The organism is Citrobacter sp. S39, assembly GCF_009495675.1.
Lineage (GTDB): Bacteria > Pseudomonadota > Gammaproteobacteria > Enterobacterales > Enterobacteriaceae > Citrobacter > Citrobacter freundii.
Window position 1 is genome coordinate 2,243,614 of sequence record NZ_CP045555.1, and the last position, 12,454, is coordinate 2,256,067.

The following is a 12,454-nucleotide window of genomic DNA, read 5'->3' on the forward strand; positions in this document are numbered from 1 at the left end:
TGGAAAAGGTATTAGGCATGCAGAAAGAAAAACTTTCCGCTTTAATGGATGGCGAAACGCTGGATACTGAGTTGCTCAAAGAGCTGGCTCACGACCCGGAAATGCAAAAAACCTGGGAGAGTTATCACCTGATTCGCGATTCCATGCGAGGTGATACTGCCGACGTTCTCCATTTCGATATTTCCGCCCGCGTAATGGCCGCCATCCAGGATGAGCCGGTACGTCAGACGGCGCCATTGATTCCTGAGGCCCAGCCAGCACCGCACCAGTGGCAGAAAATGCCGTTCTGGAAGAAAATGCGTCCGTGGGCCGCGCAGCTTACTCAAATGGGTGTGGCCGCGTGTGTATCACTTGCAGTTATTGTTGGCGTCCAGCACTATAATGGGCAATCTGAAACGTCCCAGCAGCCCGAAACGCCGGTATTTAATACATTACCGATGATGGGTAAAGCCAGTCCGGTAAGCCTGGGTGTACCTTCTGATGCGACGGCCAGCGGCGGTCAACAACAGCAGGTACAGGAGCAGCGTCGTCGTATTAATGCCATGTTGCAGGATTACGAACTGCAACGTCGACTGCACTCTGAACAGCTTCAGTTTGAGCAGGCCCAGACACAGCAAGCCGCTGTGCAGGTGCCAGGAATTCAAACTTTAGGAACGCAATCGCAGTAATGAAGCAACTTTGGTTTGCCATGTCACTTGTGGCTGGTAGCCTGTTCTTCTCTGTCAACGCCTCGGCCAATCCTGCGTCCGGGGCGTTGTTGCAGCAGATGAATCTGGCCAGCCAGTCGCTCACCTATGAGCTGTCATTTGTCAGCATCAATAAGCAGGGTGTTGAATCCCTACGTTATCGCCATGCCCGCCAGGATAACCGTCCGCTCGCGCAACTGTTGCAAATGGATGGTCCGCGCCGGGAAGTGGTGCAACGTGGCAACGAAATCAGCTATTTTGAGCCAGGTCTCGAACCGTTCACGCTGAACGGCGACTATATCGTTGACTCACTGCCCTCCCTGATTTACACCGACTTCAAACGTCTTGCTCCCTACTATGATTTTATCTCAGTAGGCCGCACCCGTATTGCCGACAGGCTCTGTGAAGTGATCCGCGTTGTGGCGCGTGACGGCACCCGTTACAGCTATATCGTTTGGATGGACACTGAGACCAAGCTGCCAATGCGTGTTGATCTTCTTGACCGTGATGGCGAAACGCTGGAACAGTTCCGCGTCATCGCGTTTACTGTTAACAACGGTGTCAGCGACAGCATGCAGACGCTGGCGAAAGCCAATCTGCCGCCGTTGCTGTCAGTTCCTGCGGGTGAGAAAACCAACTTCAACTGGAGTCCGTCGTGGTTGCCGCAAGGCTTCAGCGAGGTGTCCAGCAGTCGACGTCCGCTGCCGACGATGGATAACATGCCGATCGAATCACGGCTTTATTCCGATGGTCTGTTCAGTTTCTCCGTGAACGTAAACCGCGCGACGCAAAACAGCGCCGATCAGCTGCTGCGCACTGGACGCCGCACGGTTAGCACCAGCGTGCGAGATAATGCCGAAATCACTATTGTCGGTGAGCTTCCGCCGCAAACGGCGAAGCGTATCGCGGACAATATTAAGTTCAGGGCAGCACAATGATTAAAGAGTGGGCGACGGTCGTCTCCTGGCAAAATGGTCTGGCGACGGTCAGCTGTGATGTTAAAGCATCATGTAGCAGCTGTGCTTCCCGGGCCGGATGCGGGAGCCGCGTGCTGAACAAACTGGGACCACAGACCACACACACCATCGTGGTGCCCTGCGACGAACCCTTGACCCCTGGTCAAAAAGTTGAACTGGGCATTGCCGAAGGTAGCCTGCTCGGTTCGGCGATGCTGGTCTACATGTCTCCGTTGGCGGGACTGTTTCTTTTCGCGGCGCTATTCCAGGTGCTGTTTGGTTCCGATCTTGCGGCATTAAGCGGAGCAGTGCTGGGGGGCGTGGGCGGATTCCTGATTGCTCGTGGATACTCTCGTAAGCTTGCTGAACGCGAAGCCTGGCAGCCGGTCATTCTGAACGTTGCTCTCCCACCCGATCTTATTCGCGTCGAAACCCAGCAGTGATATCTTTGCCTGATGGCACTGCGCTTATCAGGCCTACAGCGTCCTCAGATGCAGGCGTAGGCCGGATAAGGCGTTTATGTCGCCATCCGACAAAAGTTTCATCGACTTTGCAAAGTTGTTTCCAGTTCCCGCTATCCTTGCTCTATGAACATTTCCTCGCCTCAGCGTTGTAGTGTAGAATGCGGCGTTTCACTTAAACAGACGTTAAGCTCAGAACAGCGACTTCTCAGAGCCTGCTCAGGCGGGCGTAAGGCACAATAATTACACTATATGAAGAACATACGTAACTTTTCAATCATAGCTCACATCGACCACGGTAAATCGACGCTGTCTGACCGTATTATCCAGATCTGCGGTGGCCTGTCTGACCGTGAAATGGAAGCGCAGGTTCTCGACTCGATGGATCTTGAGCGTGAGCGCGGTATTACTATCAAAGCGCAGAGCGTGACGCTCGATTTCAAAGCATCTGATGGTGAAACCTATCAGCTTAACTTTATCGACACCCCGGGCCACGTTGACTTCTCGTATGAAGTTTCCCGTTCGCTTGCCGCCTGTGAAGGTGCACTGCTGGTGGTTGATGCCGGGCAGGGCGTAGAAGCGCAGACCCTGGCTAACTGCTATACCGCCATGGAAATGGATCTGGAAGTGGTGCCGGTTCTGAACAAAATCGACCTACCGGCCGCCGATCCTGAACGCGTAGCGGAAGAGATCGAAGATATCGTCGGTATCGATGCGACAGATGCCGTTCGCTGCTCGGCGAAAACCGGCGTTGGCGTCACTGACGTTCTTGAACGTCTGGTACGCGACATTCCGCCGCCGGAAGGTGATCCGGAAGGCCCATTACAGGCGCTGATCATCGACTCCTGGTTCGACAACTACCTTGGCGTGGTGTCGCTGGTGCGTATTAAAAACGGCACCATGCGTAAAGGCGACAAAATTAAAGTAATGAGCACCGGTCAGGTCTATAACGCCGACCGCCTGGGGATCTTCACGCCAAAACAGGTTGACCGTACCGAGCTGAAATGCGGCGAGGTAGGTTGGTTGGTTTGTGCGATTAAAGACATCCTCGGCGCGCCGGTTGGCGATACCCTGACGCAGGCGCGTAACCCGGCAGACAAACCGCTGCCAGGCTTTAAAAAAGTGAAGCCACAGGTTTACGCCGGTCTGTTCCCGGTGAGCTCTGACGACTATGAAAACTTCCGTGACGCGCTTGGCAAGCTGAGCCTGAACGACGCCTCCCTGTTCTACGAACCGGAAAGCTCTACCGCGCTGGGCTTCGGCTTCCGTTGTGGCTTCCTTGGTCTGCTGCACATGGAGATCATCCAGGAACGTCTGGAGCGTGAATACGATCTGGATCTGATCACTACCGCGCCGACCGTAGTCTACGAAGTCGAAACCACGGCGAAAGAGACTATCTACGTCGATAGTCCGTCCAAGCTGCCGCCGCTGAACAACATCTACGAACTGCGTGAGCCGATCGCTGAGTGTCACATGCTGCTGCCGCAGGCTTACCTTGGCAACGTCATCACCCTGTGTATCGAGAAGCGTGGCGTCCAGACGAACATGGTTTACCACGGTAACCAGGTGGCGCTGACCTATGAAATCCCGATGGCGGAAGTAGTACTCGATTTCTTCGACCGTCTGAAGTCGACCTCTCGCGGCTATGCGTCGCTGGACTATAACTTCAAACGCTTCCAGGCGTCTGACATGGTGCGTGTTGATGTCCTTATCAACAACGAACGTGTCGATGCGCTGGCGCTGATTACTCACCGCGACAACTCCCAGAGCCGTGGCCGCGAACTGGTTGAGAAGATGAAAGATCTAATCCCTCGCCAGCAGTTTGATATCGCGATCCAGGCGGCCATTGGTACGCACATCATCGCGCGTTCAACCGTGAAGCAGCTGCGTAAAAACGTTCTGGCGAAATGCTACGGCGGTGATATCAGCCGTAAGAAAAAGCTGCTGCAAAAACAGAAAGAGGGTAAAAAGCGCATGAAGCAGATCGGTAACGTCGAACTGCCGCAGGAAGCGTTCCTCGCCATTCTGCATGTCGGTAAAGACAGCAAATAATCTTAAGGAGTTGGCATGGCGAACATGTTTGCCCTGATTCTGGTGATTGCCACACTGGTGACGGGCATTTTATGGTGCGTAGATAAATTCATCTTCGCACCAAAACGCCGGGAGCGTCAGGCAGCAGCGCAAGCTGCTGCAGGTGATTCACTGGATAAAGCAACGCTGAAAAAAGTATCCCCTAAGCCGGGCTGGCTGGAAACCGGGGCATCTGTTTTCCCGGTACTGGCGATTGTGCTGGTGGTACGTTCATTTATTTATGAGCCGTTCCAGATCCCGTCAGGTTCGATGATGCCGACGCTGCTTATCGGTGACTTTATCCTGGTGGAGAAATTCGCCTACGGGATTAAAGATCCGATTTACCAGAAAACGCTGATCGAAACCGGCCATCCGAAACGCGGTGATATCGTGGTGTTTAAATACCCGGAAGATCCGCGCCTGGACTACATTAAACGTGCTGTCGGTTTACCGGGAGACAAAGTAACGTACGATCCAGTGGCGAAAGAAGTGACCATTCAGCCAGGATGCCGTTCCGGTCAGGCGTGTGAAAACGCGCTGCCGGTAACGTATTCGGATGTTCAGCCAAGTGATTTCGTACAGACCTTTGCGCGCCGTAACGGTGGGGAAGCGACCAGTGGCTTCTTTGAAGTTCCGCTGAACGAAACGAAAGAGAACGGTATTCGTCTCTCTGAGCGTAAAGAAACGCTGGGTGAGGTCACGCACCGCATTCTGACCGTGCCAATCGCGCAGGATCAGGTGGGAATGTATTACCGCCAGCCTGGTCAGCAACTGGCAACCTGGATCGTCCCGCCAGGGCACTACTTCATGATGGGTGATAACCGTGACAACAGTGCGGACAGCCGTTACTGGGGATTTGTGCCGGAAGCGAATCTGGTGGGTAAAGCGACCGCTATCTGGATGAGTTTCGATAAGCAAGAAGGTGAATGGCCGACCGGTGTGCGTTTAAGCCGTATTGGTGGCATTCACTAATCGCCGATAATCGTTCACGTTGTCGTCATTACGGCGGCAGCGTGAATTATTTCTCGGATAAATTCCCGCAGACTAACGACATCCCTTGTCGTTGTGTATAGAATATTCCCCCGAAGTTTTAGGTTGGCACCGACAGGTTGCCACGGCACACGAAACAGCGTTGGTTTGTATATAAAAGCATGCAGGCGAAGCCAGATGCTCCGCAAAGTGCGTATATCAGGTCTGTTTCGTGTGCTGAATTGTTGACGCATTCATTTATTGGTATCGCATGAACCCCATCGTAATTAATCGGCTTCAACGGAAGCTGGGCTACACTTTTAATCATCAGGAGCTGTTGCAGCAGGCATTAACTCACCGGAGCGCCAGCAGCAAACATAACGAGCGTTTAGAATTTCTGGGCGACTCTATTTTGAGCTTTGTTATCGCTAATGCGCTGTATCACCGTTTCCCACGAGTGGACGAAGGTGACATGAGCCGCATGCGCGCAACGCTGGTTCGCGGCAATACGCTGGCTGAATTAGCCCGTGAGTTTGACCTCGGTGAATGTTTACGTTTGGGGCCTGGTGAGCTGAAAAGCGGCGGCTTCCGTCGTGAATCGATCCTGGCCGATACCGTTGAAGCCTTGATCGGTGGCGTCTTCCTCGACAGCGATATTCAAACCGTTGAGCAATTAATCCTGAACTGGTATCAAACTCGTCTGGATGAAATTAGCCCAGGCGACAAACAAAAAGATCCGAAAACGCGCCTGCAGGAATATTTGCAGGGTCGCCACCTGCCTCTGCCGTCTTATTTGGTGGTACAGGTCCGTGGTGAAGCACACGATCAAGAATTTACTATCCACTGCCAGGTCAGCGGCCTGAGTGAACCGGTGGTTGGCACAGGTTCGAGCCGTCGTAAGGCTGAGCAGGCTGCCGCCGAACAGGCGTTAAAAAAACTGGAGCTGGAATGAGCGAAGAGAAAACTTACTGCGGATTTATTGCCATCGTCGGTCGCCCGAACGTCGGCAAATCCACCCTGTTGAATAATCTGCTTGGGCAGAAGATTTCTATTACCTCACGTAAGGCTCAGACAACACGTCACCGTATTGTTGGCATCCATACTGAAGGCGCGTATCAGGCGATTTATGTTGATACCCCGGGCCTGCATATGGAAGAAAAACGAGCGATCAACCGCCTGATGAACAAAGCGGCGAGCAGCTCGATCGGTGATGTTGAACTGGTTATTTTCGTTGTGGAAGGCACCCGCTGGACGCCGGACGACGAAATGGTGCTCAACAAGCTGCGTGATGGCAAAGCCCCGGTTATTCTGGCTGTGAACAAAGTAGACAACGTTCAGGAAAAAGCCGATCTGCTGCCGCACCTGCAGTTCCTGGCAAGCCAGATGAACTTCCTTGATATCGTGCCGATTTCTGCCGAAACCGGCTTGAATGTCGATACCGTTGCGGGCATCGTGCGTAAGCATTTGCCGGAAGCTATTCATCACTTCCCGGAAGATTACATCACCGACCGTTCTCAGCGCTTTATGGCCTCTGAAATCATCCGTGAAAAGCTGATGCGTTTTCTGGGGGCTGAACTGCCGTACTCCGTTACTGTGGAAATTGAGCGTTTTATCTCCAATGAGCGCGGTGGTTACGATATTAACGGTCTGATCCTCGTTGAACGTGAAGGGCAGAAGAAGATGGTTATTGGCAACAAAGGGGCCAAGATCAAAACCATCGGCATCGAAGCGCGTAAAGACATGCAGGAGATGTTCGAAGCGCCGGTTCACCTCGAACTGTGGGTGAAGGTGAAATCCGGCTGGGCCGATGACGAACGCGCGCTGCGTAGCCTCGGTTACGGCGACGACGTCTAAACCCATCTTCTGAAAAACGGCGAGTATATGGAAGGATGGCAACGAGCCTTTGTCTTGCATAGTCGCCCCTGGAGCGAAACCAGTCTCGTGCTGGACGTCTTCACGGAAGAGTCGGGTCGCGTGCGCCTGGTGGCTAAAGGCGCACGTTCCAAACGTTCTAATCTCAAAGGCGCGCTCCAGCCTTTTACCCCGTTGTTGCTTCGCTTTGGTGGGCGTGGAGAGGTCAAAACCCTACGTAGTGCTGAAGCCGTTTCTCTGGCACTCCCTCTTAGCGGTATCACGCTGTACAGCGGCTTGTATATCAACGAGCTTGTCTCGCGCGTACTCGAGTACGAAACCCGCTTTTCTGAACTCTTTTTCGATTACCTGAACTGTATTCAGGCGCTGGCTGGTGCTACGGGTTCGCCAGAACCTGCATTGCGTCGCTTTGAGCTGGCCTTACTTGGACATCTGGGGTACGGCGTCGATTTTACCCACTGTGCGGGCAGCGGCGAGCCGGTAGACGACACCATGACCTATCGTTACCGGGAAGAAAAAGGGTTTATTGCCAGCGTCGTTATTGATAACAACACCTTTACCGGACGCCATCTCAAAGCACTTGAGTCGCGTGAATTTCCTGATGTCGATACGTTACGCGCCGCTAAACGCTTTACCCGCATGGCGTTAAAGCCGTATCTTGGTGGTAAGCCGTTAAAAAGCCGGGAACTGTTCCGGCAATTTATGCCAAAACGCGCAGTAAAAACAAATAATGATTAACGAGGATTGTCATGGCTGAATTACTGTTAGGCGTCAATATTGACCACATTGCCACGTTACGTAATGCACGCGGTACCGCATATCCGGACCCGGTTCAGGCTGCGTTTATCGTTGAACAGGCGGGCGCGGACGGTATTACCGTACATCTGCGTGAAGACCGTCGCCATATCACCGACCGTGACGTGCGTATTTTGCGCCAGACGCTGGATACGCGCATGAATCTGGAAATGGCAGTCACCGAAGAGATGCTGGCGATTGCCGTTGAGACTAAGCCGCATTTTTGCTGCCTGGTGCCGGAAAAACGTCAGGAAGTTACCACTGAAGGTGGTCTGGACGTCGCCGGTCAGCGTGACAAGATGCGCGATGCCTGCAAACGCCTGGCGGACGCAGGCATTCTGGTTTCGCTGTTTATCGATGCCGACGAAGAACAGATTAAGGCCGCTGCGGAAGTTGGCGCGCCGTTTATTGAAATTCACACCGGCTGTTACGCCGATGCGAAAACCGACGCAGAGCAGGCCAGCGAACTGGCGCGTATCGCCAAAGCGGCGACCTATGCTGTAAGCCTTGGCCTGAAGGTGAATGCGGGTCACGGTCTGACGTATCACAATGTTAAAGCTATCGCACGGATCCCGGAAATGCATGAGCTGAACATTGGCCATGCCATTATCGGGCGCGCGGTGATGAGCGGTCTGAAAGATGCCGTAGTCGAAATGAAGCGCCTGATGCTGGAAGCGCGTGGCTAATGGCGATTTTGGGATTAGGTACGGATATCGTGGAGATTGCCCGCATCGAAGCGGTAATTTCCCGTTCCGGCGACCGCCTGGCAAGACGTGTGCTCAGCGACAACGAATGGGCAATCTGGGAAACGCATCAGCAGCCGGTGCGTTTTCTGGCGAAGCGTTTTGCAGTCAAAGAGGCGGCAGCAAAAGCCTTTGGCACGGGTATTCGCAATGGGCTGGCGTTTAATCAGTTTGAAGTCTTTAATGACGAACTCGGTAAGCCGCGTCTGCGATTATGGGGAGAGGCGTTAAAACTGGCGGAAAAACTCGGCGTCGCGCATATGCATGTGACGCTGGCCGATGAGCGTCACTACGCCTGCGCCACGGTGATTATCGAGAGTTAGATTCTGCACGTTGCCGGATGGCGACGCGGTTAAAGTTTATCGGCGTGGTGCATCAGCACAAACTTATCCCACAACTGCTCTTCTGTTTCGACATGTGCCGGATCTTTCAAAATAGTATTGGGGATCGGGCACACCTTCTGGCAGGTTGGCGTGTCGTAATGGCCTACGCATTCCGTACACTTGTCGCTGTTAATCTCGTAAATGCTATCACCCATCGAAATCGCCTCATTCGGGCATTCGGGCTCGCACATATCGCAATTGATACACTTTTTAGTGATTAACAGGGCCATCAGGAAACTCTCAAAACATCACAAACCGGGCGGGCATTATACGCGCATTCTTTGCTCAGACCAGTTTTTTTACCAGAGCTTCGCTGTGACGAATGCGTTCCGGAGCATGCTCCAGATCCTGCTGCACCAGCGCCATAAACAGTAAATCAGTGAGCATCATTTGCGCATGAGTGGAGGAAATCGCTGCGCTGCGGGTGGCCTGCTCCTCGGCAATCGTGTACAGACAATGACTTGCCCGTTGCTGCAGGGCGTTCGGTGTAAATCCAGTGATGGCGAGGATTTTCGCGCCGGTGCGCAACGTTTCATCTGCAGCCAGGTTGAGCTCGCGGCGCTCTCCGGTATACGAAATGGCCAGCAGCAGATCGTTGGGCGAAAGGGCTTGCACCGTCGCCAGCAGGGCGTGCATATCGCGTTCCACCACCGCGTTAAAACCAATCTTCAGCAACTTCCAGGCAAAATTCTGTGCCACCAGACCCGATGCGCCAATCCCGGTCACGATAATGCGTCGGGCTGAACGCAGCATTGTGACGCTCTCCATCAGTTTCTCTTCGCTGTTGACGTCCAGCGTCGCATGCATCGCCGCCACGTTCTCCTGAATCAACTTTTCCCCCACCAGACGCATAGGATCGTCACCGCGAATCTGATTATGTACCGGAATGGAATGGGGGTTGGGATTGCTGGCCAGCGCTTCGCTGATCGCCAGTTTGAGTGCAGGAAATCCTTTAAAACCCATCTTTTGCGCGAACTTCACCACGCTGGACTGGCTGACGCCCGCCTCCGCGGCCAACTGCTGCGAACTGAGATGACGCGCAGTATCCGGCTGGGAAAGGAGATAATCTGCCAATTTTTTATCGCTTTGCGCGAGGTCCGGGTAACGCTGACGAATGCGAATTAAACAGTTCATGCTGTCTCCTGGCGAAAACGTGATGGCGATTACAAAACAAAATTTCATTCGCCTGGATGAATATAATATTCCATTATGGCAGATTATTATGAATTAAAAATTCCTAAGGAACAAAAAATGAATCTCGGTGCATTAGTTTCAGAAACCCGCAATCCACAGACCATGGACCTGGATGCGCTCTCCACGCTGGAGTTGGTTCATCGTTTTAATCAACAGGATACGCTGGTAGCCGAAGCAGTAAAAGCAACTCTGCCTCAAGTTGCGTGTGCGGTTGATGCGGCAGCTAACGCACTAAAAGCAGGTGGTCGCATTATTTACATGGGAGCGGGGACCAGCGGGCGTCTCGGGGTACTGGATGCGTCTGAATGCCCACCGACCTTCGGCGTTCCACACGGTCTGGTGGTTGGATTGATTGCCGGGGGGCCGGGCGCGCTGCTGAAGGCGGTTGAGGGTGCGGAAGATAACCCACAGTTAGGTGAAGACGATCTGTGTGCGCTCAATCTTACCGCGCAGGATCTGGTGGTGGGGCTGGCAGCATCTGGTCGCACGCCGTATGTAATTGGTGGGCTGAAATATGCGCGTTCGGTGGGCTGTACGACGGTGGCTATTTCTTGCAATCCGGATTCCCCTATCGCGCATGAAGCGGATATTGCCATTTCTCCTGTAGTGGGGCCAGAGGCGCTGACCGGGTCAACACGACTGAAATCCGGCACCGCGCAAAAGCTGGTGCTCAATATGATCTCCACCGGAGCGATGGTGAAGTTCGGTAAGGTTTATCAGAACCTGATGGTGGACATGCAGGCAACCAACGTCAAACTGGTCGATCGGGCGTGCCGTATGGTGGTTGAAGCCACGGGAATTGCGCGTGAACAGGCGCAAGCGCTGCTAAAGCAGACTGATTTTGACGTTAAGCCAGCTATTTTAATGGCGCTCACCGGCCTTGACGCCGCTGCCGCCCGCGAAAAGCTTGCCGCTCACCAGGGTTTTTTACGCGCGGCGTTAGAACACTAAGAGGTGTATATGGATAAGACGGTGGTGCTGGCCAGCGATATTCTACTGGGCGTTGGCGGAGAGAAAAATATTCTGCGCCTGGAAAACTGTATGACCCGCGTCAGGGTTGAAGTTCAGGATGATGGACAGCTCGATATCCCTCGTCTCAGGCAACTGCCCGGTGTCAGCGGCTATGTGAAACAGGGCGCGCAGCACCAGATCATTGTCGGCCCCGGTAAGGCGGCCAAGGTGGTGGATGCTATGCGCTCTCTGATTGCCGATGGTGGCGAAGGCGCTGATAAGAATGATATCGAGCGCACGAAGTCAGAGGCCAAAGCGAAGTACAAAGCGCCCATGAGCGATGCGCTGCGTAAGCTGGCGAACGTCTTTATCCCGCTTATTCCGGCGTTTATCGCCTCCGGTTTGATTACCGGCATTATTAACATCCTTAAGCGACCGGATATCGTGGGGGATTTTGCGACCCACTATCCAAATATGCTTGGACTGATGGGAATATTTGGCAGCGCCGTGTTTGCCATTATGAACATCCTTGTCGGGGTGAATACTGCCAAAGTCTTCGGCGGTTCGCTGGCGATGGGGGGCGTGATGGCCGGTATTCTCTCCAGCCCGCAACTGGCGCAAATTACCTTGTTTGGCGAAGCGTTGCAGCCGGGGCGCGGCGGGGTAATCGCGGTGCTGCTGGTGGTGGCGTTGATGTGCTGGATCGAACGCAAATTCCGCGAGCTGTTGCCGGAATCGCTGGAGCTAATTCTCAACCCATTGCTGACCACCATTATTACCGGGGCTATCGCTATTGTGGCGCTGCAACCGCTTGGCGGCTGGATTTCTGAGTCTATTGCTCACGGTGCATCCTGGGCTATCGATCGCGGCGGTTTCCTGGTGGGAGCCGTGCTGGCAGGAACCTTCCTGCCGTTGGTGCTCACTGGACTTCATCAGGGATTGGTGCCCATCCATGTTGAGCTGGTTCAGGCACACGGTTATAACGCGCTCTTTCCGATCCTGGCGATGGCGGGCGTTGGGCAAATAGGTGCTGCGATCGCGGTTCTGATGAAAACCCGAAATGCGCGGTTAAAAAAAGTAATCAAAGGTGCACTGCCTGTCGGACTGCTGGGTATAGGCGAGCCGCTGATTTTTGGCGTAACGCTGCCGTTGGGTAAGCCGTTTATCGGTGCATGTCTTGGCGGCGCGGTAGGTGGAGCGCTGATTAGCTACTGGAAGGTGGCGACGGTCATCACGTTTGGCATCTCCGGATTACCGCTGGCACTGACGATTGTTGCCGGAAAAGTGATGTTCTATCTGTTAGGCTATCTGGTAGCAGTTATCGCCGGGTTCCTGTTTACTTGGCTATTGGGATTCACTGATCCAGAGGAATAA

General features: G+C 53.7%; 14 protein-coding genes. 12 read left to right on the plus strand and 2 right to left on the minus strand.

Annotated elements, in window-relative coordinates:
- Positions 1 to 17: 17 nt before the first annotated feature.
- The 10 genes from rseA (at position 18) to acpS (ending at position 8,875) form a co-directional block, all read left to right on the plus strand.
- Positions 18 to 668, plus strand: a complete 651-nt coding sequence (gene rseA / locus GFB57_RS10625; RefSeq protein ID WP_003037574.1) for an anti-sigma-E factor RseA — start codon at positions 18 to 20, stop codon at positions 666 to 668.
- A complete protein-coding gene (gene rseB, locus GFB57_RS10630) occupies positions 668 to 1,624 on the plus strand; it encodes a sigma-E factor regulatory protein RseB (protein WP_003037575.1) in 957 nt (318 codons plus the stop codon). Before rseA ends, rseB begins: the two co-directional genes overlap by 1 nt.
- The gene (gene rseC, locus GFB57_RS10635; RefSeq protein WP_003037576.1) at positions 1,621 to 2,085 is read left to right on the plus strand and encodes a SoxR-reducing system protein RseC; all 465 of its coding nucleotides are present in this window, start codon (positions 1,621 to 1,623) and stop codon (positions 2,083 to 2,085) included. Before rseB ends, rseC begins: the two co-directional genes overlap by 4 nt.
- A gap of 270 nt (positions 2,086 to 2,355) precedes the next feature.
- Complete coding sequence (gene lepA / locus GFB57_RS10640) at positions 2,356 to 4,155, plus strand: translation elongation factor 4 (RefSeq protein WP_003037577.1); 1,800 nt, start codon at positions 2,356 to 2,358, stop codon at positions 4,153 to 4,155.
- A gap of 15 nt (positions 4,156 to 4,170) precedes the next feature.
- Positions 4,171 to 5,145 carry a signal peptidase I gene (lepB, locus tag GFB57_RS10645; RefSeq protein ID WP_003037578.1) on the plus strand — a complete coding sequence of 325 codons (975 nt, stop codon included), beginning with the start codon at positions 4,171 to 4,173 and terminating at the stop codon, positions 5,143 to 5,145.
- Between the two features lie 268 nt (positions 5,146 to 5,413).
- Positions 5,414 to 6,094: a ribonuclease III gene (gene rnc / locus GFB57_RS10650; RefSeq protein WP_003037579.1), complete on the plus strand. Its 681-nt coding sequence runs from the start codon at positions 5,414 to 5,416 to the stop codon at positions 6,092 to 6,094.
- On the plus strand, positions 6,091 to 6,996 hold the full coding sequence (gene era / locus GFB57_RS10655) for a GTPase Era (protein WP_003037581.1): 906 nt from the start codon (positions 6,091 to 6,093) through the stop codon (positions 6,994 to 6,996). Before rnc ends, era begins: the two co-directional genes overlap by 4 nt.
- Positions 6,997 to 7,023: 27 nt before the next feature.
- Complete coding sequence (recO, locus tag GFB57_RS10660) at positions 7,024 to 7,752, plus strand: DNA repair protein RecO (protein ID WP_003037583.1); 729 nt, start codon at positions 7,024 to 7,026, stop codon at positions 7,750 to 7,752.
- Between the two features lie 11 nt (positions 7,753 to 7,763).
- Positions 7,764 to 8,495, plus strand: coding sequence for a pyridoxine 5'-phosphate synthase (gene pdxJ, locus GFB57_RS10665; RefSeq protein ID WP_003037585.1), 732 nt, complete (start codon positions 7,764 to 7,766; stop codon positions 8,493 to 8,495).
- Positions 8,495 to 8,875 carry a holo-ACP synthase gene (gene acpS, locus GFB57_RS10670; protein ID WP_003037588.1) on the plus strand — a complete coding sequence of 127 codons (381 nt, stop codon included), beginning with the start codon at positions 8,495 to 8,497 and terminating at the stop codon, positions 8,873 to 8,875. Before pdxJ ends, acpS begins: the two co-directional genes overlap by 1 nt.
- 29 nt (positions 8,876 to 8,904) lie before the next feature.
- Here acpS and GFB57_RS10675 read toward each other — a convergent pair whose 3' ends face one another.
- Positions 8,905 to 9,165 carry a YfhL family 4Fe-4S dicluster ferredoxin gene (locus tag GFB57_RS10675; protein WP_003037590.1) on the minus strand — a complete coding sequence of 87 codons (261 nt, stop codon included), beginning with the start codon at positions 9,163 to 9,165 and terminating at the stop codon, positions 8,905 to 8,907.
- Positions 9,166 to 9,220: 55 nt separating this feature from the next.
- A complete protein-coding gene (locus GFB57_RS10680) occupies positions 9,221 to 10,069 on the minus strand; it encodes a MurR/RpiR family transcriptional regulator (protein WP_003037593.1) in 849 nt (282 codons plus the stop codon).
- 117 nt (positions 10,070 to 10,186) lie between these two features.
- On the opposite strand from GFB57_RS10680, the gene murQ reads away from it, so the two are divergent.
- Both murQ and GFB57_RS10690 read left to right on the plus strand, forming a co-directional pair.
- A complete protein-coding gene (murQ, locus tag GFB57_RS10685) occupies positions 10,187 to 11,080 on the plus strand; it encodes an N-acetylmuramic acid 6-phosphate etherase (protein ID WP_003037596.1) in 894 nt (297 codons plus the stop codon).
- Positions 11,081 to 11,089: 9 nt separating this feature from the next.
- On the plus strand, positions 11,090 to 12,454 hold the full coding sequence (locus tag GFB57_RS10690) for a PTS transporter subunit EIIC (RefSeq protein WP_003037599.1): 1,365 nt from the start codon (positions 11,090 to 11,092) through the stop codon (positions 12,452 to 12,454).